General features: G+C 26.3%; 21 protein-coding genes and 1 other annotated feature. All 21 genes read left to right on the top strand.

From position 1 onward, the window contains the following. Positions 1 to 85 precede the first annotated feature (85 nt). Positions 86 to 289: a binding site (T-box leader), on the top strand. 417 nt (positions 290 to 706) lie between these two features. Further along, on the top strand, positions 707 to 1,780 hold the full coding sequence (locus tag NGI68_RS02690; RefSeq protein ID WP_251859942.1) for a pyridoxal-phosphate-dependent aminotransferase family protein: 1,074 nt from the start codon (positions 707 to 709) through the stop codon (positions 1,778 to 1,780). Between the two features lie 100 nt (positions 1,781 to 1,880). Continuing rightward, positions 1,881 to 2,825: a D-2-hydroxyacid dehydrogenase gene (locus NGI68_RS02685; RefSeq protein ID WP_251859941.1), complete on the top strand. Its 945-nt coding sequence runs from the start codon at positions 1,881 to 1,883 to the stop codon at positions 2,823 to 2,825. Beyond that, positions 2,803 to 4,131, top strand: coding sequence for a DUF1015 domain-containing protein (locus NGI68_RS02680; RefSeq protein ID WP_251859940.1), 1,329 nt, complete (start codon positions 2,803 to 2,805; stop codon positions 4,129 to 4,131). Before NGI68_RS02685 ends, NGI68_RS02680 begins: the two co-directional genes overlap by 23 nt. 438 nt (positions 4,132 to 4,569) lie before the next feature. Beyond that, a complete protein-coding gene (locus NGI68_RS02675) occupies positions 4,570 to 5,760 on the top strand; it encodes an anaerobic nitric oxide reductase flavorubredoxin (RefSeq protein ID WP_251859939.1) in 1,191 nt (396 codons plus the stop codon). Positions 5,761 to 5,881: 121 nt separating this feature from the next. Continuing rightward, entirely contained in the window at positions 5,882 to 6,382 is a 501-nt protein-coding gene (locus tag NGI68_RS02670; protein ID WP_251859938.1) for a flavin reductase, read from the top strand. 577 nt (positions 6,383 to 6,959) lie between these two features. After that, positions 6,960 to 7,271, top strand: coding sequence for a rhodanese-like domain-containing protein (locus NGI68_RS02665; RefSeq protein WP_251860188.1), 312 nt, complete (start codon positions 6,960 to 6,962; stop codon positions 7,269 to 7,271). A gap of 66 nt (positions 7,272 to 7,337) precedes the next feature. Beyond that, the gene (locus NGI68_RS02660) at positions 7,338 to 7,802 is read left to right on the top strand and encodes a ferritin family protein (RefSeq protein ID WP_251859937.1); all 465 of its coding nucleotides are present in this window, start codon (positions 7,338 to 7,340) and stop codon (positions 7,800 to 7,802) included. Positions 7,803 to 8,039: 237 nt separating this feature from the next. Continuing rightward, positions 8,040 to 8,240: a DUF4250 domain-containing protein gene (locus NGI68_RS02655; RefSeq protein WP_251859936.1), complete on the top strand. Its 201-nt coding sequence runs from the start codon at positions 8,040 to 8,042 to the stop codon at positions 8,238 to 8,240. A gap of 171 nt (positions 8,241 to 8,411) precedes the next feature. Next, positions 8,412 to 9,323 carry a tetratricopeptide repeat protein gene (locus NGI68_RS02650; RefSeq protein ID WP_251859935.1) on the top strand — a complete coding sequence of 304 codons (912 nt, stop codon included), beginning with the start codon at positions 8,412 to 8,414 and terminating at the stop codon, positions 9,321 to 9,323. Between the two features lie 238 nt (positions 9,324 to 9,561). Further along, positions 9,562 to 10,143, top strand: coding sequence for a DUF3867 domain-containing protein (locus NGI68_RS02645; protein ID WP_251859934.1), 582 nt, complete (start codon positions 9,562 to 9,564; stop codon positions 10,141 to 10,143). Positions 10,144 to 10,455: 312 nt separating this feature from the next. Further along, positions 10,456 to 11,838, top strand: a complete 1,383-nt coding sequence (locus NGI68_RS02640) for a sulfurtransferase (RefSeq protein WP_251859933.1) — start codon at positions 10,456 to 10,458, stop codon at positions 11,836 to 11,838. Positions 11,839 to 11,954: 116 nt separating this feature from the next. After that, positions 11,955 to 12,377: a hypothetical protein gene (locus NGI68_RS02635; protein ID WP_251859932.1), complete on the top strand. Its 423-nt coding sequence runs from the start codon at positions 11,955 to 11,957 to the stop codon at positions 12,375 to 12,377. 238 nt (positions 12,378 to 12,615) lie between these two features. Further along, positions 12,616 to 13,716 carry an AI-2E family transporter gene (locus NGI68_RS02630; RefSeq protein ID WP_251859931.1) on the top strand — a complete coding sequence of 367 codons (1,101 nt, stop codon included), beginning with the start codon at positions 12,616 to 12,618 and terminating at the stop codon, positions 13,714 to 13,716. Positions 13,717 to 13,954: 238 nt separating this feature from the next. Then, complete coding sequence (locus tag NGI68_RS02625) at positions 13,955 to 14,284, top strand: nucleoside triphosphate pyrophosphohydrolase family protein (protein ID WP_251859930.1); 330 nt, start codon at positions 13,955 to 13,957, stop codon at positions 14,282 to 14,284. 136 nt (positions 14,285 to 14,420) lie between these two features. Beyond that, on the top strand, positions 14,421 to 16,160 hold the full coding sequence (locus NGI68_RS02620; RefSeq protein WP_251859929.1) for a phosphoenolpyruvate carboxykinase (ATP): 1,740 nt from the start codon (positions 14,421 to 14,423) through the stop codon (positions 16,158 to 16,160). Between the two features lie 423 nt (positions 16,161 to 16,583). After that, on the top strand, positions 16,584 to 16,724 hold the full coding sequence (locus NGI68_RS02615) for a hypothetical protein (protein WP_251859928.1): 141 nt from the start codon (positions 16,584 to 16,586) through the stop codon (positions 16,722 to 16,724). Between the two features lie 436 nt (positions 16,725 to 17,160). After that, the gene (locus NGI68_RS02610; protein ID WP_251859927.1) at positions 17,161 to 19,104 is read left to right on the top strand and encodes a sigma-54-dependent Fis family transcriptional regulator; all 1,944 of its coding nucleotides are present in this window, start codon (positions 17,161 to 17,163) and stop codon (positions 19,102 to 19,104) included. A gap of 206 nt (positions 19,105 to 19,310) precedes the next feature. Continuing rightward, positions 19,311 to 20,480 carry a 2-methylaconitate cis-trans isomerase PrpF family protein gene (locus NGI68_RS02605; RefSeq protein ID WP_251859926.1) on the top strand — a complete coding sequence of 390 codons (1,170 nt, stop codon included), beginning with the start codon at positions 19,311 to 19,313 and terminating at the stop codon, positions 20,478 to 20,480. A 17-nt stretch (positions 20,481 to 20,497) separates the two neighbouring features. Further along, positions 20,498 to 21,760 (top strand): 3-isopropylmalate dehydratase large subunit, encoded by a 1,263-nt coding sequence (locus NGI68_RS02600; protein WP_251859925.1) that lies wholly within the window; start codon positions 20,498 to 20,500, stop codon positions 21,758 to 21,760. 12 nt (positions 21,761 to 21,772) lie between these two features. Then, on the top strand, positions 21,773 to 22,264 hold the full coding sequence (locus tag NGI68_RS02595; protein WP_251859924.1) for a LeuD/DmdB family oxidoreductase small subunit: 492 nt from the start codon (positions 21,773 to 21,775) through the stop codon (positions 22,262 to 22,264). A gap of 12 nt (positions 22,265 to 22,276) precedes the next feature. Next, positions 22,277 to 23,470: a CaiB/BaiF CoA transferase family protein gene (locus NGI68_RS02590; protein ID WP_251859923.1), complete on the top strand. Its 1,194-nt coding sequence runs from the start codon at positions 22,277 to 22,279 to the stop codon at positions 23,468 to 23,470. Positions 23,471 to 23,474 lie beyond the last annotated feature (4 nt).

Below are 23,474 nucleotides of genomic sequence, written 5' to 3'. Positions count from 1 at the left end.
AAAATTATAAAATCTTGTCGTTGACAGTTAATAATAATATATTTATAATAGAGGAAAATGAAAGTTTATTACAACTAAAATTTCATATTAGCCTGTGATGAGAATAGTAACTTAAATATAGGTTAAAGAGAGTCAGTGGTTGGTGAGAACTGATGCCAGATATTTTTGTGAATCCACCTCGGAGGTAATTGTGAAGAGCAATACGGTTAAAACCGTTATATTTTTGAGAGAATCATATAATTAATTATGTGATTAATAAGGGTGGCAACGCGAGTCAATCGTCCCTACTAGTGGGATGGTTGACTCTTTTTATATTGTATTCATATAAAACTTATATCATTGATATGGGAGAAATGCCATTATATATTATAAAATAAACCATAAAAAATACTTAATAGCTATGAAGTAGATTAATATATTTCTATTTAATTTATTAATATTATAAAAAATCATCGATTAAACTTTATTTAGAAATAAAATAAAAAAAGTAAAAGTTAATAAAGCAATATAACTTTTGTATAGATTTATAACAATTTCACTTTAACAATGTATTGTTATAAAGTTATATAAGTGAAAAATAAATGAAATTGTGTTAAAGAAAATACTACAAATATTTTGTATTTGAAATACGTATAAAAACAAATTCATAGTTCAGAATATTGAGAAAAATATTCACGGCTAAATTATATTGAGGAGGATATTTATTATGCATAAAAGATTATTTATTCCAGGTCCAGTAGAAGTGGAGAGAGATGTATTAGAAAAAATGAGTACAGAAATGATAGGACATAGAACAAAGGAAACATCAGTGCTTCAGAAAGACATTAGTGATAAATTAAGAAAAGTTTTTAATACAAAAGAGGAGATTTTATTGTCTACATCTTCTGGAAGTGGACTTATGGAAGGAGCTATAAGATGTACTACCGCTAAAAGAGCTGCAGTATTTGCTATAGGAGCTTTTGGTAAAAGATGGCATGATATGGCTACAAACAATAATGTGCCAGCAGATTTATATGAAGTACCTTGGGGAGAAGCTGTAAAACCAGAATTTGTAGATGAAGCACTTAGCACAGGTAAATATGATTCCATTTTTATAACTCATAATGAAACATCTACAGGTATCATGAATCCGGTAGAAGAAATAAGTAAAGTTATAAAAAAATATCCAGAAGTAATATGGTCATTGGACTGTGTTAGTTCTATGGCCGGTACAAAAATAGAGGTAGATAAACTAGGGGTAGATGTGTGTATAACCTCAACTCAAAAAGCACTAGCACTACCACCAGGAATGGCTATATGTTCATTTTCTAAAAGAGCTGTAGAAAGGGCAGAAAAAGTTACTAATAGAGGATATTATTTAGATTTACTTTCTCTTTATAAATATATACAAAAGAAAAATTACCAATATCCATCAACTCCTTCACTATCTCATATGTTTGCTATGGATTACAGATTAGATAAAATTCTAGATGAGGGACTTGAAAATAGATATGAAAGACATATAGAAATGGCACAGTATGTTAGAGCTTGGGCTAAAAAATATTTTAAAATCTATGGAGACGAAAGACATTTATCAAATACTTTAACTAATATAGAAAACACAAGAAATATAGATATTAAAAAATTAAATGATGAATTAGGGAAAAAAGATTTTCAAATATCTAATGGATATGGAAAATTAAAAGATAAAGGATTTAGAATAGCTCATATGGGACAGTGTACACTAGAGGATATAAAAGAGCTATTAAAAAATATAAATGAAATTTTAGATTTAAAATAAAGAAAAAACTTACTATGTATTAAAAGTGGATATTATGAAGGGTGGTGAATTTTAGTGAAAGTTTGGTATTTATAATACACTCTCTCACTAAATATAAATTATGATAAAAATATTAATTTCTGATGGTATGGAACAAAATGCATTAAATAAATTAAGGGAACTTGGGTTTGTTATAGTAGACAAACATTTTGAAAAACAGGAGCTTAAAGATAAAATAAAAGATTTTGATGCTATTATAATAAGATCAGCTACTAAAGTAGATAAAGAAATAATAGATGAAGGAACAAAAGGAAATTTAAAATTAGTTATAAGAGCAGGAGTAGGCCTTGATAATATAGATTTAGAATATGCAAAAGGAAAAGGTGTTAAGGTCTTTAACACTCCTAAAGCTAGTAGTGTATCTGTAGCAGAACTAACTATAGGTCACATGATTTGTATAAGTAGATTTATAAATACCGCAAATGTTACTATGCTTCAAGGAAAGTGGGAGAAAAAACAATATAAAGGTATAGAAATATATGGAAAAACTTTAGGTTTAATAGGATTTGGAAGAATATCTAAAGAAGTAGCTAAAAGAGCAAAGGCATTAGGTATGACTGTGATTTATTATGATATAGCAGGTAAATGTGAAGGTTATGAAGAATTTAAGTGCTGTAGTTTAGAATGTTTACTAAATAATTCAGATTTTATATCTGTGCACATACCTTTAAATAAAGATAAAAAACCTTTATTAAAAGAAGAAGAATTTAATAGAATGAAGGACGGGGTTTATATAATAAATTGTGCTAGAGGTGGAGTAATAGAGGAAGAAGCTCTTTTGAAGTTTCTTAACAATGGAAAAGTAGCGGCTGCAGCCCTAGATGTGTTTGAAAATGAACCAAAACCTAAAAAAGAACTTATAAATCATGAAAGAGTAAGCGTAACACCGCACATAGGAGCTGCTACTAAAGAAGCGCAACTTAAAATAGCAGGTGAAATAGTAGAAATATTACAGGATTTTCTCAGTATAGGGGGAAAAGAATATGACAATACTAAGGCCATTTAGAGCAATAAGACCTAATATTGGATTTGAAGATAGGATACCAGCATTACCTTATGATGTAGTAAATAGAGAAGAGGCTAAGAAAATAGGGGATAAAAACACTTATTCATTCTTGCATATAGATAGAGCAGAAATAGATTTAAACCAAGATGTTAATGCTTATGATGAAAAAGTTTATGAAAAGGCAAAAGAAAACTTGCACACTATGATAAATGAGAAACTATTTATAAAAGAAGAAAAACCAATGATATATATATATAGGCTAAATATGAATGGGAATACACAAACAGGTATAGTAGGCTGTTTATCTATTGATGATTACATGAATAATACAATAAAAAAGCATGAGTATACTAGAGAGGAAAAAGAATTAGATAGAATAAAACATGTGGATACTTGTAGTGCTCATACAGGGCCTATATTTTTAACTTATAAATATGAGGAACAATTAAATGTTATAATAGAAAACTGTACTAAAAATAAGGCTTTATATGATTTTGCAGCAGAGGATGGAATTAGACATACAGTATGGCCAATAGATGATGAAAATAAAATAGAAGAAATATGCCATATATTTAAAACTATACCTTCTGTTTATATAGCAGATGGACATCATAGGGCAGCTTCAGCAGTAAAAGTAGGGTTAAAAAGAAGGAAAGAAAATGAAAACCACACAGGAGAAGAAGAATTTAATTATTTTTTAGGTGTGCTTTTTCCACATAAGGAATTAAAAATAATGGATTATAATAGAGTGGTAAAGGATACATTAAATTATACAGAAGAGGAATTTATAAATAAAATACAAGAAAAATTTATAGTAAGAGAATACAATGGTAGATTAGAAAACAAAAAAACTATAATAAATTGTGAAGTAGAGCATAAGTTGCAAAGTGAATACCTAGAAAAAATATGTTCAGAAGAGTTACAATATAGACCTAAAGAAAAACATAATTTTGGTATGTATTATAAAAATAAATGGTATGTATTAACCGCAAGGGAAAATACATTTAATGAAAAAGATGAGGTAGAATCTTTAGATGCTGCTATATTACAAAATAATTTATTAGAACCAATACTTAAGATAAAAGATCCTAGAAGGGATAATAGAATAGATTTTGTAGGTGGTATAAGAGGACTAGAAATATTAGAAGAATTAGTGGATAAAACAGAAAATGGGGTAGCATTTTCTATGTATCCTACAGCTATAGAAGAAATAATAAAAATAGCGGATAATAATAAAGTTATGCCACCCAAATCTACTTGGTTTGAACCAAAACTAAGAAGTGGATTCTTTGTACATGAAATATAATTAAGTTTTAATGAGAATTACATGTGAAATATACCATGCCTAATGATAAAAAATTAATAAATTTTGCTATTGTAAATTTATTTTATATCTGACATACTCTCTTAAAATATAAAAATGAATTCGAAGACAAAGAGGAGTAGGACCTGAACATAGTTATTATAATGAAACTAAAAGAGCTAAATATGAATCTGTAACTGATAAGGAAGCTTTAGATGATTTTTTATTGTAATATCAACCTCATAAATAAGATTTTGAATAATATGGGTAGGTTTTTTATAGAAAATAAGGATATACTAACTATATTGTTCTTAAGGATATTTGTAAAATTTTTAGGATAATATATAAAAAATAATAAAGTTAGAACAAGTTATGTTTTAATATATAAAACTTAAAAATAATATATTATTTAAAAATGTATAATTAGGGAGGAAGATAATTGTGGCATTTAAAATTAATCATATGGTTACTTGGGTGGGGAAGATAGATTGGGAATTAAGAAGTTTCCATGGAAAAGAATACTCTACAAATAGAGGAACATCTTATAATTCATATTTAATTAAAGATGAAAAAAATGTACTTATAGATACTGTTTGGCAACCATTTACAAAGCAATTTATTTCTAATTTAAAAAAAGAAATAGATTTAGATAAAATAGACTATATTGTTATAAATCATTCAGAAATTGATCATAGTGGGGCATTACCAGAACTTATGAAAGAAATTCCAGACACTCCTATATACTGTACTAAAAATGGAGCTAAATTACTAAAGGGCCATTATCATAAAGATTGGAATTTTGTTGAGGTAAAAACAGGAGATATTTTAGAAATAGGAAAAAACAAGTTAATATTTGTTGAAGCAAGAATGCTTCATTGGCCAGATAGTATGTTTACTTATTTAAGTGGTAAAAATATATTGTTTAGTAATGATGCTTTTGGACAGCATTATGCTTCAGAACTTATGTATAATGATAAAGTTGATAGTTCAGAGTTGTTACAGGAGGCAATAAAATATTATGCAAATATTTTGACACCGTTTAGTCCACTTGTAATAAAGAAAATAGAGGAAATATTAAGTTTTAATTTACCTGTTAATATGATTTGCCCTAGTCATGGTATTATCTGGAGACAAAATCCTCTTCAAATTGTAGATAAATATATGGATTGGGCTAAAAATTATAAGGAAAATCAAGTTACTATAATTTATGATACTATGTGGAATAGTACAAGAAGAATGGCTGAGACTATAGCAGAAGGTATAAAGAAGGCTAATAAGGATGTGGCTATAAAAATTTTTAATTCCGCTAAGAATGATAAAAATGATATTATGACAGAAATATTTAAATCAAAAGTAGTATTGGTTGGATCGTCAACAATAAACAAAGGCATGCTATCATCCACAGCAGCAATATTAGAAATGATGAAAGGGCTTGGATTTAAAGAAAAGAAGGCTGCAGCATTTGGAAGTTACGGTTGGGGTGGAGAAGCTATTAAGCTAATTAAAGAAGAGCTAAATAAAGCAGGATTTGAAATAATAAATGATGGTATAAGAGAGATATGGAATCCTGATGAAGAGGCACTAGATAGATGCAGAAATTTTGGAGAGCATATAGGAGAAAGTATTCAATAATAAAATATAAATATTTAGTTATATATTCATAAAAAATATTAAGATTGGCTATAACTTGGATTAGTAGTGTATAATATAAAATAAGAATTAAAATATTTACAGGATTGTTAGGGGTGATTTTATGTCAGGAAATTTCACATTGAACTCTACTGAAGCTATTGAAAACTTATATAAGAAAGGAGCTTTTTTAACTACTAGTGTAGACGGAAAAGTAAATACCATGACTATAGGTTGGGGAAATATAGGATTTGAATGGAGAAAGCCTATATTTATAGCTTTAGTTAGAGATAGTAGATATACTAAAGAATTTATAGACAAAAGTAATGAATTTACAGTAACAATTCCATTTGACGATACTATGAAAAAAAGTATAGGTTTTTGTGGATCAAAATCAGGAAGAGATTATGATAAGATAAAAGAATGTAATTTAAAATTAAGAGATGGTGAAAAGTTAAGCACACCAGTTATAGAAAGTAACGGAATGCATTATGAATGTAAAGTAATTTATAAGCAACCATTAGATTTAAAAGCTATGGATAAAGAATTAGTAGATACATTTTATAGTAATGGAGATAACCATACTTTATATTATGGAGAAATTTTAAATTGTTATAAATTATAAAATATAAAAAGTAATAATATTAGGCTATTGATAGAAAGGATTTATCAATAGCCTTTCATTTTTATAGGAAGTTAAAAATATTTTGAAGTAATGTAGCAAAATGTATGTAAATGTTAAATTTTTGCGTTATTTATCTAAAACACATTTAAATATGTATAATAATAATATATAATTATTATTAATTAAAATATATTATTTTAATATATTGGTGCAAAATACAAACCATCTTAAATAAATATCACTATAATGTAATAATATTTATGGATTCAGGAAAAAATATTATAAACTTGTTAAAATCATCTAAAAGCTCAATAGTTATTAATTTTTAAGGTTAGTATAATAAATTTTTTAATAGCTAGTAGCACAGTGTGAATATGTTAAATATTTTAATATAGACAGGGTTTAATTTTTGACAAGAATAATTATTAAAATATTGATGAAAATTTGTTGGTAGAGATTTTATAGCTAATACTAAAAATATATATTAGCTAGCTACAATTTTATTTAATTTAAACAAATATAATATGATCTGATTAATACAAGTAAAATAACAATATAGGAAGAAGATGAATTGAAAATGTATACCAATATAATATCACCAAAAGAAGCTAAGAAAATGTTAAGTGAGAGAAATGATATAATAATTATAGATGTAAGAGGAGAAAGCGAGTATAGGCAAGGTCATATAAAAAATAGCAAATTAATACCACTAGAGTATTTAAAAGCCAATATAATAAATCAAGTTCCAAATAAAAGTTCTACAATTTTTATATATTGCAAGACTGGTAAAAAAAGCAAAATTGGATATGAGTATTTAAAGGAATTAGGATATAGCAATGTATATAATATGGGTGGAATAATGGATTGGCCTTATGAAATGGAAAGATAGGTTCTTATTATTTGTATAAGTAATGGATGATTAAAATGTAGGCTAAAGTTTAGGGGGGATAACTTAATGTCATACACAATAATAGATATAATAGATAATTTAATATATATTGAGAAAAAAGGTCTTAGTATATATGAAGAAATAAGCAAAAATTGTAAAGATACTAAAGTTTCTATAGTGGCTAAGACTATAGCTAAACAAGAAGAGAAGCATACTGAATATTATAGAAATCTAAAAAAAGATATAGAAGTTTTACAAAAAGAAGATATAGATTTTTCTATATATGATAAAATATCATCTAGAATGCAGCAATTTAAATTGTCTATGACTATACCTGTAATGAATAATATAAAAGATTTAGTGAATTTTTCTATGAATTTTGAAAAAGAAAATTTAGCATTGCTAGTAGATATACAAGGACAGTTAATAAGAAAAGAAACAGATACTAACATGTTAGCGTATAATGTTATAGGAAAAATAATAAAAGAAGAAGAAGGGCATATAAAAATATTAAAGCCATATTACAAGTAGAGTTATACGTTCCCTAAATTTATTATTTATATATTATTTTATTAAGAATATATAAATAGAAAACGAGCTCCTAAAAGTAGGAATCTTATTTTATCCTATAATTAGGAGTTTGTTTTTTATAATATATAAATTAATATGTAAATATTATTTTAAAATATAGGGAAATGTTTAATATTAATAAAAGAAGCCATAATTATTAATAAAATAGTTTTTTAATATTTAAGGAGGATCATGCTTATGATTATTGATAAAGAGCAAATAAAAAATATGAATCCATATATTCTGCTAAGTTTAGTAAATACTAAATTAAGAGATGAATTTGATAATTTAGATGATCTTTGTAGCACCTATGATTTAAAAAAAGAAGATATTATAAATAAAATGGAAACTATAGAATATAGATATGACAGTGAAATAAATCAATTTACAAGTATTTAAAATACACTTTATATAGTAGTTTAAAGTTTGAAAAATATGAATTTTAATCTTCTAAGATTTCATAGGATTTATAAAAATATATAGTATGTAATAATCTTGGCATTTACTTTGATTTTATATATTCTATATTATAAAATATAACTAAATGAATGCTTTAGAAGGAGTCAAAATATGCAGTTATATAAAATAAATAATTACAAAATAATAGCTAAAAATTTTTATAGAGAAAGAAACATAGACAAGACGTTGGAATTTTATAATAAAGCCTATAATACTCCAAACGGGTCAAAGGATATAGAATTATTATTAGATATGGCATTTGTATATGATGAGCTAGAGGAATATGAAAGAGCCAAGGAAAAATATGAAGAAATATTAAATGTTGATTCAAAGGATTCTAGAGCCTATTATGGATTAGCTATAATATATGATAATAAAGAAGAATATGAAAAAGCTATAGAATTATATGAGAAGGCTATAGAATATGATAAAAATTATAATAGGGCTTATTTCTTTTTAGCAGGAGCTTATGATAATGTGGGAGAAAAAGAAAAGGCAATAAAGTGTTATAAAAAGGTAATATCTTTAGATGAAAAGGATTTTTGGAGTTACGTAAATTTAAGTTCTATATATGAAGAGATAGAGTGTTTCTATAAAGCTTTATGTATGGCAGATAAAGCTTTAGAATTATATCCAAATCACTATATGCCTTTATTTAACAAGGGTGTTGTTTATAAAAAACTGAATAAATTAGAACAAGCTATATTAAATTATGAATTATCTATAAAAGATAATAAAAACTATTCATATAGTTATTTAAATTTAGCTGTTATATATAAAGAATTAAAAGAATATGAAAAAGCTATAGAGGTTATAAGTGAAGGTATATTAAACAATGAAGAAGAAGGATTTTTATATTATAATAGAGCTTGTTATTATACCTATTTAAAAGAATATAAAAAGGCTATAATAGATTTATATAAGGCAGTAGAATTATATCCTGAATTTGTTAAGTACATAAAAGAAGATGAAGAATTATACATATTAAACTCCCAAAAAGATTTCAGAGATTTAATTAAATAGTTACAATAAATATAATTCTTAATATGTTAAGAAAATAATAAATATGTCTTAATATTATTTAACATAGTAATTATTAGTGATAAAATAAATATGTATATAGTATAATAAGATAAAGATTTAGAGTTATTATATATGTATATATTTACAATATAAATAAAAATTATTATAAAAGCTAATCTATATAAAAGTTGAAATTTAAACGTAATATAATTTATATATTCTAGAAAGGGAGAAAAAAATGAGTGAAATTATAAATTTTAGTGATTTAAAAAACAAAGCAACAGATAAAGATCTAGATAAATTTGAACAGTATATGTATAGCCTTTATAGTTCAGTAGCTCAAGGAACTTTAACAATGTCTGAGTTTATGGAAAAAATACAAGACTATATGGGAAAAAACAATATATCTCAAGAAAAGTTCGTGAATATACAAAAAAAATTAATGGAAAAATATGCTGAATCTTATGGGGTGAATTTTAATGATATAGAAAAACAAATGAAAGATTTGGGAGTAGACGTGAAAGCGTTGGGTCTAAATATAGATAATTTTAACTATGAAGATGTTAAAAAAACTATGAGTTTTCATGAAAAATACAATGCAAAGCCACTTATGAAACAAGTTACGGAGTATACTATTACAAATGATAAAAATGATATTAAAGTTGAACTAATAGGAGAAAGTGTATTTCTTAAAAGCAGTAAAAAAATAGATTTAAATGATAGTGAGTTAAATGAATTTTTATGTTCATACAAAAAACTTTTTAATGATAAACAGCTAAATATAACTGTTTGTCAAAACACTACTAATTATAGTTATTAGTATATAATTAAATAAAATATTATCACACAAAATATACTTATAAAATTAATCAGTATAAAATTATATATAGTAAATGTAAATTTATTGCTTTATATTATAACATTAGTTTAATATTATAGTATTTAATCAACGCTATGAAGATTATTGATTAAAATAGACTTCATAGTGTTTTTATTTAAAAGTATAGAAGCTATAAGTTTTAATTATAGATTATGTGCTCAACTATAATTATTTTTTATTGTAAAAAAATAATCGAATATTGTAAAATTATAAATGGTAAATAAAAATTAATTATTGGAATGGGGTGTAGAAATGAACAAAAATCTTAAAGGAATAATATTGTTAATATTTGGTGTTATGATGTTTTCATTAATTGGATGTACAAATAACCAAAAAACAGAGGATAAAAAACATGAATCTTCTCTACCGAAGGAAATAAAAACAGAAGAATTATCTAAAAATATATCTTCAAAGGAATGGGTAGTGGTAGATACTAGATCCAATGATGCATTTAATGGATGGAAATTAGATGGAGTAAAAAGAGGTGGACATATAAAAGGAGCTACTGATTTTTCAGCAAATTGGTTAAAAGCAGAAGATCCAGAAAAAAATAAAGAAAAAAGATTAGAAGAAGTTCTAAAAAATAAAGGTATTACAAAGGATAAAAATGTAGTTTTATATGATGCTAATGGAAAAGATGCAGAGGAAGTAGCAAAGTATTTAAGTAAAAAAGGAATAACTAAATTATATAAATATGACGTTAAAAAATGGATAGAAGATGATAAGTTTGCAATGGAAAGCTATCCAAATTACAAAATGATAGTACCGGCAAGTTGGGTAAATGATGTAATAAATGGTAAGAAACCAGAAACATATGAAGGTAATAAATATAAGGTTTTTGAAGTAAGCTGGGGAGATGAATCTAAAGCAAAAGATTATCAAAAAGGACATATTAAAGGAGCTGTACATATAAATACAGATGAAGTAGAAGAAGGTCCATTATGGAATCGCTTGCCAGATGCTAGGCTAGAAAAATTTGCTAAAAATAACGGCATTACAGCAGATACAACAGTTATATTATATGGAGCAGATTCTATGCCTTCATTTAGAGTAGCTGCTATATTAAAATATATGGGTGTTAAAGATGTAAGAGTGTTAAATGGTGGAACAGCTGCTTGGACTAATGCAGGGTATAAATTAGAAACAACAGTAAATAAAAAGACTCCTGTAAGTTCTTTTGGAGTAAAAGTACCAGCTAATAAAGGATACATAATAGATTTAGCTGGAGCTAAAGAAATATTGAAAGATAAAGAAGGCAGTAAGCTTGTAGATATAAGAAGTTGGGATGAATTTATAGGAAAAATTTCAGGTTATGACTATATAACAGCTAAGGGTCGTCCAGCAGGAGCTGTATGGGGTCATGCAGGATCAGATAGTTCACATTTAGAAGATTTTAGAAATGCGGATAATACAATGAAAAACGGATCAGAAATATTAGCTATGTGGGGTAAAGAAGGTATAAAACCAGATCAAAGATTGTCATTTTATTGCGGAACTGGTTGGAGAGCTGCGGAAGTTCTAATATATGCAGATGTTATGGGATTAAAGAATATATCTCTATATGATGGTGGATGGAATGAATGGAGTGGAAATAAAAACAATCCAATACAAGTTGGAGATCCTTCTAAAAAATAATAAAATCCTATTTAAAATAGTTTTAATTAATAAAGAAAGTGTGTCTCAAAATAAATCTTGTTTTGAGGCACCTTGTTTTATTATATCTATAATATACAAAGTGGGTGATATGAGAAATGAAGAAAGTATATAATATTATTAAGATGATTTTAAGTATAATTCAGATTGTGTTTATTTTGCCAGCTCTAATTTTAGAAAATTTATCCCAAAAGAAAATGGGAGTTATAAGATATCTTATGTTTAAAAAAGAACAATTTTCTAAAGGGATTTTTAATGAGAATAATTTAATACTATATACATATGTATTACTGCTTTTTACTATAATTGCAATTATAATTCTTATATTAAATATGAAAAAGAAGATAAAATATAAAATTAATATATTTATTATATTGTTACTCAATATTGCTTTATATTTATTTATAAACTATGAAGGGGCACCTCAGCTAGAAGCATACTATTTCTTTTTAATAGAAATATTTATAATAATGATTATAGAATATGTTAAATTCATAATAAATATATTTATGTACAAATAACTCTGTACTTTTTTTATAACTAAGCCAATATAATAATCTATATAATGGCTTAGTTATTATTATTCTTAAATATGTTTCTACAGTAAATAATTATAGTTGCAGACGCTAATGTATTATATTATACTAATAGTTACCTATAATAGGAACATTAACAAAAAATTTATAAACATAAGTATGAAATCATGATAAAATTTAGTATATTGTATTGAAAAAAATAATTAATTTGGAGGCAAAACAATTGATCAAAGATAAAAAGACTAAGTATTTAGATCTAATAATACCTATAGTTTGTTCTTTAGTATTATCTTTCGTATTAATTCAGATATTGAAAAATTATAATAATATCTTTTTAGGTATAGGAAAAGTTTTTAAAATATTATCACCTTTTGTTATAGCATTTATAATAGCATATATATTAAATCCACTAGTTAAGTTTTTTGAAAAAAAGTTTAAAATAAAAAGAGGATTAAGTATACTTATATGCTATGTTATAACCTTAGGAATTATAGCTTTAGTTTTAAGTATGATAGTACCTAGAGTATTTCAAAACATAATGGATATATTTCAAAGTATACCTTATTTTACAAATAAAGGACATGAAGTGGTAAATAATTTATTAAATAATGAGGAAATTTCTAATATAATAAATTCCTCTAATGTTTTTAAGGGTAATTATAAAGATTTAATAGATAAGATTGCTGGAATTACTACAATAGGATTAAATACAATATTGAATCAAACTATATCTTTTACTACTTTTATGGTTAATTTAGTATTTGGTCTAATTATAGCTATATATATTATAAGTGATAGAGAAAAGTTTATACATAATGGTAAGAGAATTGCTTTCTTAATATTTAGAGATAAGTATGGTGGGAAAATAATAGAATTTTTAAAAACAGTAGATTCAATGGTAAAACTATATATAGGCATAAAAGCTTTAGACTCTTTAATAATAGGTCTTATAGCTTTAATAGGATTAATAATATTAAAATCTCCTTATGCTCTTTTAATAGCATTAATAGTTTGTGTAACCAATATGATACCTTATTTCGGACCGTTTTTAGGTATGATTCCTGCGGTAGTAATAAATTTATTCTATGTACCAATTAGGGGATTATGGGTATTGATATTTCTATTTTTATTACAACAATTTGATGCATGGTATCTAGAACCTAAATTAGTTGGAGATAAGGTAGGATTGAGTCCATTTTTAATAATTTTAGGCATAACTGTAGGTGGAAGTTTATTTGGTGTATGGGGAATGCTATTAGCATCACCAGCTATGGCAGTAATTAAAATATATGTTACAAAATTAGCAGAAAGATATAATATATAGTATGTTATTTTACTAATAGATTATTATATAAACATATATTGTAATATTAGGTTTTTATTTTTAGCCAATGTGTATTATTTATTATATAATACAGTTAGTTACTTGTAAGAAGTTTTAAAATATATAGGATTTTAAAATATATAAAAGTTAGATATAAAAGATATATCTCATAATGATGATGATATATCTTTTATTATGTAAGCATTGTAATAAGAGCATAAATTATGGAGGGGATCATATGGATTTTAAGGATTATGAAAAAGAGATGCAAAGAACTGCAGGAGAACTTATAAAATTAGATAAAGATGGGTTAGCTTTAGGAGCTATGGGAATATCAGGTGAAGCAGGAGAAGTAACAGATTATATAAAAAAAGTTCTATTTCATGGACATGAATTATGTGAGGATAAATTAATAGAAGAATTAGGAGATGTGCTTTGGTATATTACTTATCTATCAAAGACTATAGATTCAGATTTAGAAACCATAGCAAGTAGAAATATTCAAAAATTAAAAAAAAGATATCCTGAAGGATGGGATCCAGAAAGAAGTATACATAGAGAAGAATAATTAAAAATTTTATAAATTCTTTTGTAAAATGAATAACAATTGCTATATAAATTTCAAAAATATATGATATAATAGTACTTAGTTATTAAAAATGCAAGAAAACTTAAAATTGTGTTGCATATCTGGAGGGAATAGAATGAAAAAAGAATTTTCGTTAAGTACAGGAAAAGCTATGATAAATTTTACAGGAAAATATTGCGATACTGCAGAAACTGTATTTAATAGCTATGGTTTCAAAAAAGTTTTACAAGTTTATATTAAAAAAATAAAAAAGAGAGAAACTAATGTATATAAATATATAGAAATGACTATGAATATATATGAGGAAGATATATTTTTAGAAGACATCACTAATATATTTAAATTACTTATGGTTTTAAAAGCAGAGGAAATAAGAAAGCTAGAAGATAAGTATGAAAAAGTTTTAGAAAATAAAGATAAATTTATTTTACTTGTAGAGGATTTATATAATTTCTGGAGAAAGCTTGAAAGATATACTATAGTTCAAAATAGTAAGGTTGGAGATGGACTTCAAAATGTTAGCTTTATAGATGCTAATAATAACTTTTCTAATTTAATATTAAGAACTTATAGAAAAATAGAAGAAAATGTTTTAGGAGAGAAACCTAGAATATATAGACAATTACCAGCAGGAGGTAATGCTGGTTTAATATTAAATAACTCTAGTTGGGACATGCCAAGTAATTATGAAATCTTAAAGCATATACCATTTATAGAATCCATATTATTAGATCCACCTTTTATAACTTATCCTAAAAAGAATAAAAGGGATGGTATGTTTGAAGAAATTTTTAAAAATCCATTAAAAGATTGCAGAATAAATTCTGAACATTGGTTCTGCTACCCTGCCAAGGTAGGAACACTTTTAGCATATATATATTTTCATAGAGACTTCATGGCTCATGGAGTAACTTTATGTAACTTATTTGAAATAGCTACAGAAGAAGAATACAGAGGTAAAAAACCAGATATAGTATATGTTCTTGGTGCTAGAGACGATAATAAAGACATACAAACAGTTTTTTATGATGATAAAGACAATGATATTATGTTAGGATATGTAAATTACAATGAAGATATAGATTATTTTGGATACATGAAAAAAATGACACTAACTCTTCACAATTTAATAATGATAAAAAGAGGATATTTACCAATACATGGTGCTATGGTTAATATAGTAACTAAAAACAATAAAACTGCTAATGTAATAATAATGGGAGACAGTGGAGCAGGAAAATCTGAGAGTTTAGAAGCTTTTAGAGAGTTAAGTGAAGATTATATAAGTGATATGACTATAATATTTGATGATATGGGTGTAGTTAAATTAAATAAAGACGAAAAACCAGTGGGATCAGGAACAGAAATAGGAGCTTTTGTAAGGTTAGATGATTTAGATACGGGATATGCATTTAAACAAATAGATAGAAGTATATTTATGAATCCGGATAAAGTAAATGCTAGACTAGTTATACCTGTGGCAAGCTACAAAGAAATAACTACAGAATATCCAATAGACTTATTCTTATATGCTAATAACTATGAATCACAAGGAGAAGATCTAGAATTCTTTAAAGATATAAATGAGGCTTTAGATACCTTTAGAGATGGAGCAAGAATGGCTAAAGGAACTACCACTGAAAAAGGTTTGGTAAAAACTTATTTTGCAAATCCATTTGGGCCAGCACAAAAAATGAAAGATACAGAAAAATTATTAGTTAAATATTTTGATCAATTTTTCAAATCAGGAGTCAAAGTAGGCCAACTAAAAACTAGATTAGGTATAAGCGGAATGGAAAAGGATGGTCCTAAAAAGGCAGCTACAAGTTTACTAGAACAAATAAGAAATATATAATTAGTTATTTGAGAAAAAGTTATAATTATATTAATAAAGAATAGAAAGTGTAATATTTGCCTAAAATTGCTATTTGAATTACTAAAATTTAAATAGCAATTTTTTTTATATTAATATAATCGCTATAAATAATACATATTTTAAATAAGTTAAAATTAGTATAATTCTTATAATATTTTAAAAACTTAAATTATAAAATTTTAAAATGGAAATTTAAATAATTATACTATTCATAATAGTTATATAGTCCTAATTATAAAAATATTAGAAAGGCACGATTTGCCTAGCTTTAAGTATCATATTTAAGAAATTTAATATTGTAAATCTATCCTAAAATAAAAATAAAAGTATACTTTATAATAGCAGTATATAAAAATCTAAAAATCAAAAACTATATATGTAAAAGAAAAGGAGGAGAAACTAATGGAAGATAAATCATCATCAAAATCAAGAGCTAAAGAGTTACTTTTAGAAGGAAAAAGTAAAGAATATATAATGGATGAAACAAGATTAAGATTAAAAGATATTAAAAGAATAGAAAGAGAAATAGCAGAAAAATTTTAGGATAAAAGAAACTAGAAAATATTATATTAAAACTGGTAAGCTAACATATTTAAAAGAGCTAACACACAATAGATGTTGCATCTAAATAAATTTTTATATAGTAAACTTTTAATATAAATTCTGGTTAATGATTAAAATATAATAGAAATCGCCATATAAACAATATAATATATATGGCGATTTTTTATTTATATAAATTCTAAATCAATATTAAACTATAGTTGATATATGTTATATAACAAGTTAAAATTAACTTTAAATAAGTTAGATATATACTTTATGATTGGAGAAGTAAAAATATTCTTTCTATGCTTATAACGGGAACAATAAAAGTGTATTAATGTTATACGACTTCAGATTTATTTTTAAATTTATAGTATATAAAAAATTAAATATTAAGATAGCATATATAAATTAATAGGGAGGTGGGTCCAAATTGGATTCTATTAATAATAAGGAAATTTATAATGTTACATTGATATCTACATATGATAATATGACAAAAGTTTTAAAAACAATTCATAATTGGGATAGATTAAATATAAATATTGAAGCTTTAGTTAATTCAGAAGAGGTTAAAAGATTGGTTAAAAAAGTAGAAAATAAAACTGATATTTTTTTGAGTAGAGGTGCTACAGTTGAACTTATAAGAGAACTTACAGATATTCCAGTAGTAAATATAAGTATTACAAATTTTGATTTAATAAAATGTATTCATAAGGCTTTAAAAATTAGTAATAGAATAGGTATTTTACATTACTATAAAGATAATTACGAATTAAAAGAAATAGAAAATATATTTGATATAAAATTAATATATTATACATACAAAACTATGGAAGAAATCGAAGGAATAATTGATAAATTAATAAATGAAGGTGTTGAAATTATAATTGGTGGTGGATTAACTCCTTTATATGCTAAAAAAAGAAATATAAAAAGCATACTTTTAGAATCAAGTAAAGAGTCCATAGAAAATGCTTTAGTACAATGCTTTAATGTGGCAGATACTAGGCATAAAGAACTGAAAAAAAATGTAAGATTAACAGCCATATTAGATTCAATAAACGAAGGTATAATAGTTACTAATGAAAAAAATATTGTGAAGTTATACAATAGATCTGCAGAAAAAATATTAAATATAAAGAGAAGTGATGTATTAGATAATGAAATTACAAAAATAATTCCTAATACTCGTATGCACAAGGTAAATAAGCATGAAGAAATTGAAATTGGCCAACTTCAAGAAATAAATGGCATAACAATTGTAACTAATAGAATACCAATAAAGATAAACAACAAGTTCTTCGGGGTTGTAAGTTCTTTTGATATAAGTTCAAATATAGAAAAGGCAGAGAAAAGATTAAGAAAAAAGGCCCATAATAAAGGACTGTTTGCTAAATATAATTTTGATAATATAATTACCAAGGATGAAAGAATGATTTCTCTAAAAGAAAAAGCTAAACTTTATTCAATGACAGATGGAACTATATTAATTGAAGGAGAATCAGGAACAGGAAAAGAACTTTTTGCGCAAAGTATTCACAATAATAGTTTAAGAAAAGATTATCCTTTTGTTGCGGTGAATTGTGGAGCAATTCCAGAACAATTACTTGAAAGTGAATTGTTTGGATATGAAGGAGGAGCATTTACGGGAGCAAATAAAGAAGGTAAGGTGGGGCTTTTTGAGTTAGCCCATAAAGGAACCATTTTTTTAGATGAAATAGGTGAAATGCCAAAACTTCTTCAATCTAGATTGCTTAGAGTTATTCAAGAAAAAGAAATTATGAGAGTTGGAGGTATAAGTATAATTCCAATTGATATAAGGATTATATGTGCAACTAATAAAAATCTTAGACAAAGTGTAGCAGATGGGGCTTTTAGGGAAGACTTATATTATAGACTTAATGTTTTTAATATTTCAATTCCTTCACTTAGGGAAAGGAAACAAGATAGCATATTAATAGCTAAGAATCTTTTGTATACATATTCAACTAATAAAAGTGAAAATAAAGATGCAATTAAATTGATAGAAAGAATATGTAAAGATTATGAGTGGCCAGGTAATATAAGAGAATTAGATAATATTGTTAGAAGAATCGCACTTTTACAAAGTGTAGAAGAACTGGATTTTAAGGATATTGATATGAATTCTATAATAAGTTTAGAAGATAGCGAAGAGCATGAAGTATTAGATATGAAAATTAAAATAGATAGTTCTTTAAAGGATATAATAGATAGAATTGAATACAATATTATTAATTATATGATATCTAAGAATGATACCATGGAAGAAATAATGAAAAAGCTTAATATAAGTAGAGCCACTTTTATGAGAAAGAAAAGTCTCAAAAAAGAAATAACTAAGTATCAAAGTTGATACTTAGTTATTTCTTTAATTGCTCCAAATAATGAAATTTTCTAAAAATAGAATGAGTTAGAATTATGTTTTTAATAATAAATAAGACATAACAAGGCTTAGAAGAATGTTATAAACAAAATTTTTAAGGATATATTTATTTGGCACAAATGTTGCTTAATATAATTTATGAAAGCAAAAGAAAAAAATATTAGGAGGTATACAAAATGTACAAAGAAGTGCTACCAATAAGCTGCTCTATAATTCGTGGTGGAACTAGTAAAGGAATATATTTAATGGAAAATGATTTGCCACAAGATAAAAAAATGAGAGATAAGATAATATTATCAATATTTGGAAGTCCAGATGTTAGACAGATAGATGGATTAGGAGGAGCAGATACTCTTACAAGTAAAGTTGCTATTATAGGACCATCTACTAGGGCAGATGCAGATATAGACTATACTTTTGGACAAGTTAGTATGACTGCTGAATTTGTTGATTATAAAGGAAATTGTGGAAATATATCTGCAGGAGTAGGAGCTTTTGCTATTAACAAAGGATTAATAAAAGTTGAAGAACCTATTACAAAAGTAAGAATTCATTTAACTAATACAGATAATATTGTTATTGCAGAAATTCCTGCGAAAAATGGGAAAGCATCAGTGGAAGGAGATTTTGAAATAGATGGAGTTCCTGGAACTGGAGCAAAAGTAGTATTAGATTGGGCAGATACGCAAGGAGCTATAACTGGTAAACTTCTACCCACAGGAAATGTAAAAGATAAAATTAGTGCAAATGGAAGAGAATATACTGTATCTATTGTAGATATAGCTAATCCTCTTGTATTTATAAGAGCAGAAGAATTAGGAATCAAAGGAACGGAAACACCAGAAGAGATAGATGAAAATAAAGATTTACTTAAGCTTATAGAAGAAATTCGTGGAAAGTCTGCTGAAAAGATAAATATGATTTCTGATTATAAGGAATCCAAAGAGAAATCTCCATATATACCATTTTTCGCTATAGTCAGTGAACCATATTCTCATGAAACTTTTAATGGGAAAAATATAAAGAAAGAAGATATAGATATAGTATCAAGATTATTGTTTATGCAAAAGATGCATAAAGCATATCCAGGAACAGGAACTATATGCACTGGAGTTGCTTGTAGAATTAATGGAACAATTGTAAACGATATAGCAAACAATAGTATAGAAAATAAGGACATAATTAGAATAGGGCATCCTTCAGGAATTATAGATACTGAAGCTGAAATAGAATGTAATAAAAACAAAATTAATGTAAAGAGTGCAAAAGTTTATAGAACTGCCAGATTAATAATGGAAGGAAATGTTTATATTAGACAATCATTATTAAATAAATTAGATGAATAGGAGGCAATCTGAATATTATGGGAAAAACAATATCAGAAAAGATAATAAGTAATTCTTGTGGTAAAAATGTTAAAGCTGGAGATATAGTTTGGGTAAATGTTGATAAAGCAATGATGGACGATATTTTAGGTCCTAGAGTAGAGATTGCAGACAAAATGAATAAATTAAAGAAAGATAAAGTGTGGGATGAAAATAAAGTTGTAATAATATCAGATCACTATACTCCACCCGCTTCAATAAAACAAGCGGAAATAGTTAAGTTTACCAGAGATTGGGCAAAAGAGAAATCTATAGACAATTACTATGAATTTGTAGGGCCTTGTCATCAAATCATGGCGGAAAATGGACACGTTTTACCTGGAACTATAGTTCTGGGAACAGATTCACATACTTGTATGGGTGGAGCATTAGGAGCATTTGCAACTGGAGTTGGTTCTACGGAAATGCTTGGAATTTTATGTACAGGTAAAACATGGCTGAAAGTACCAGAAACAATAAAGGTTTCTTGGAATGGACAAATTCAAAAAGGGGTTATGGCAAAAGATATATCATTAAAAACAATAGGAGAAATAGGACATGCTGGTGCAACGTACAATGCTGTAGAGTATGTTGGGGGAACTATTGAGAATTTATCTATGGATGAAAGAATGGCTATTACTAATATGGCAGTAGAAATGGGTGCTAAAGTAGGAATAATACCTCCAGATGAAGTTACAAAAAATTATTTAAAAGAAATTGGAGTAAAAGATAAATATAATTTCTTTAATAGTGATAAAGATGCAAACTATTGTAGCTGTTTAGATTTTAAGGCAGAGGATTTAGAACCATTAGTAGCATGCCCTAATGCTGTAGATAATGTAAAACCTATTAGTAAAGTTGGTGATATAGAAATAAATCAAGTATTTTTAGGTTCATGCACTGGAGGAAGATATAATGATTTAAAAATGGCTGCAGAATTAGTTAAAGGACATAAGGTGAAAAAAGGAATAAGATTTTTAGTTTCTCCTGCATCACATAATATTTATAAGAAGGCTTTAAAAGATGGAATACTTAACATATTATCAGAAGCTGGAGCAATAATAATGTCTCCAAGTTGTGGTCTATGTGTTGGTGTACATTCAGGATTATTGGCGGAAGGTGAGGTTTGTATTTCTTCAAGTAATCGTAATTTTGTAGGAAGAATGGGGAGTAATAAATCTCAAATATATTTAGCATCACCAATATCAGTAGCAGCTAGCGCCTTAACTGGAAAGATAACAGATCCTAGAATATTTTTATAAGGAGTGATAATAATGAACAATAAAATCTATGGAAAGGTTTTAAAATTTGGAGATAACATAAATACAGATATTATTTCTCCTCCACAGTATATGGAGTTAAGTATAGAAGAAGCATCTAAATATTCTATGTCAGCTATTGATCCAAAATTTTCTGAAAGAATAAAAAAAGGAGACATAATAGTAGCAGGTAAAAATTTTGGATCTGGATCAAGTAGAGAAACATCTCCTTTGACATTGAAATATTTAGGCGTAGGAGCTATTGTTGTAGAATTCTTTGCAAGAATATTTTATAGAAATTGTATAAATATAGGGATACCAGTTATAGAATGCAAAGAAGCATCAAAGATAGATGAATCAGATATTATTGAAATCTATATAGAAGAAGGAGAAATATACAATATATCAAAAAATGAAAGATATAAATGTACAAAATTACCTAAGCATATTCTTGAATTGATAGAATGTGGAGGATTATTTGAATACTTAAAGAAGAGCAAAAAATAAGGAGGAAGCATTATGAGAAACGGAGCTTTACAAGGAATTACGGTATTGGATTTAACAAGAGTATTAGCAGGTCCATTTGCAACAATGATGATGGCAGATATGGGAGCTGATGTAATAAAAATAGAAAGACCTAAAGTAGGTGACGATAGTAGACAATTCGCACCATTTCAAGAAGGCGAAAGTGCTTATTATATGAACTTAAATAGAAACAAAAAAGGCGTTACTTTAAATCTTAAGGATGAAAAAGGTAAAGAAATGTTTAAGGAAATGGTAAAGAAGGCTGATATAGTAATAGAAAACTATAGACCAGGAGTTATGGATAAATTGGGCTTATCTTACGACGTATTAAAAGAAATAAACCCAGGAATAATATATGCTTCAGTATCTGGATTTGGTCAATATGGTCCTTATAAAAATCGACCAGGATACGATATTATTGGGCAAGCAATGAGTGGGCTTATGAGTACAACAGGTACAACTGATAGTGGTCCAATTCGTACTGGTACAGCTATGTCAGATGTGTTAGGAGGACTATCCGTAGCAATAGGTATTTTATCAGCATTATTTAATAGAGGAGTAACAGGAAAAGGACAAGCTGTAGATGTATCTTTAGTTGATTCCACAGTTGCAAGTCTTGAGATTATAAATCAAATTTATTTAGTTGAAGGCCGTATACCGCAACGTATTGGTAATAGATATGAATCAACTTATCCATACGATTCATTTAAAACAGCCGATGGAGATGTTGTAATTGGAGCTGCTAATAATAAGCTTTGGTTACAATTATGTGAAGTAATGAATAATGAAGATTTAGCTAAGGATGAAAGATATGATTCTGTATATAAGAGAGTAGAGAAACATGCTGAAGTTAAGAAAATAGTAGAAGAATGGACAAAATCTTTAACAATGGATCAAGTTGTTAAATCATTATTAGATAAAGGAGTACCAGTAGCACCAATAAATACTATTGATAGAGTAGTTAATGATGAACATATAGGAAAAGCTAGAGAAATGTTTGTTGATGTTAAACATCCAAAAGCAGGAAAAATGAAATTAACAGGGTGTCATATAAAATTATCAGATACAAAACCAGCTATAAGAAAACCAGCTCCACTGCTTGGACAAGATAATATTAACGTTTATAAAGAAATGCTTGGATTGACTGAAGAGCAAATAGAAGATTTAAAAATAAATTCTGTAATCTAATGGA

Origin of the sequence: Clostridium sp. Marseille-Q2269 (assembly GCF_943736985.1) — a bacterium.
In the GTDB taxonomy this organism is placed as follows: Bacteria; Bacillota; Clostridia; order Clostridiales; family Clostridiaceae; genus Clostridium_F.
This window is presented reverse-complemented; position numbering and strand designations above follow the sequence as displayed.

Coding starts and splice junctions, on each gene's coding strand:
- NGI68_RS02690 (WP_251859942.1), top strand. CDS start 707: ATGCATAAAAGATTATTTATTCCAGGTCCAGTAGAAGTGGAGAGAGAT.
- NGI68_RS02685 (WP_251859941.1), top strand. CDS start 1,881: ATGATAAAAATATTAATTTCTGATGGTATGGAACAAAATGCATTAAAT.
- NGI68_RS02680 (WP_251859940.1), top strand. CDS start 2,803: ATGACAATACTAAGGCCATTTAGAGCAATAAGACCTAATATTGGATTT.
- NGI68_RS02670 (WP_251859938.1), top strand. CDS start 5,882: ATGTCAGGAAATTTCACATTGAACTCTACTGAAGCTATTGAAAACTTA.
- NGI68_RS02665 (WP_251860188.1), top strand. CDS start 6,960: ATGTATACCAATATAATATCACCAAAAGAAGCTAAGAAAATGTTAAGT.
- NGI68_RS02660 (WP_251859937.1), top strand. CDS start 7,338: ATGTCATACACAATAATAGATATAATAGATAATTTAATATATATTGAG.
- NGI68_RS02655 (WP_251859936.1), top strand. CDS start 8,040: ATGATTATTGATAAAGAGCAAATAAAAAATATGAATCCATATATTCTG.
- NGI68_RS02650 (WP_251859935.1), top strand. CDS start 8,412: ATGCAGTTATATAAAATAAATAATTACAAAATAATAGCTAAAAATTTT.
- NGI68_RS02645 (WP_251859934.1), top strand. CDS start 9,562: ATGAGTGAAATTATAAATTTTAGTGATTTAAAAAACAAAGCAACAGAT.
- NGI68_RS02640 (WP_251859933.1), top strand. CDS start 10,456: ATGAACAAAAATCTTAAAGGAATAATATTGTTAATATTTGGTGTTATG.
- NGI68_RS02635 (WP_251859932.1), top strand. CDS start 11,955: ATGAAGAAAGTATATAATATTATTAAGATGATTTTAAGTATAATTCAG.
- NGI68_RS02625 (WP_251859930.1), top strand. CDS start 13,955: ATGGATTTTAAGGATTATGAAAAAGAGATGCAAAGAACTGCAGGAGAA.
- NGI68_RS02620 (WP_251859929.1), top strand. CDS start 14,421: ATGAAAAAAGAATTTTCGTTAAGTACAGGAAAAGCTATGATAAATTTT.
- NGI68_RS02615 (WP_251859928.1), top strand. CDS start 16,584: ATGGAAGATAAATCATCATCAAAATCAAGAGCTAAAGAGTTACTTTTA.
- NGI68_RS02605 (WP_251859926.1), top strand. CDS start 19,311: ATGTACAAAGAAGTGCTACCAATAAGCTGCTCTATAATTCGTGGTGGA.
- NGI68_RS02600 (WP_251859925.1), top strand. CDS start 20,498: ATGGGAAAAACAATATCAGAAAAGATAATAAGTAATTCTTGTGGTAAA.
- NGI68_RS02595 (WP_251859924.1), top strand. CDS start 21,773: ATGAACAATAAAATCTATGGAAAGGTTTTAAAATTTGGAGATAACATA.
- NGI68_RS02590 (WP_251859923.1), top strand. CDS start 22,277: ATGAGAAACGGAGCTTTACAAGGAATTACGGTATTGGATTTAACAAGA.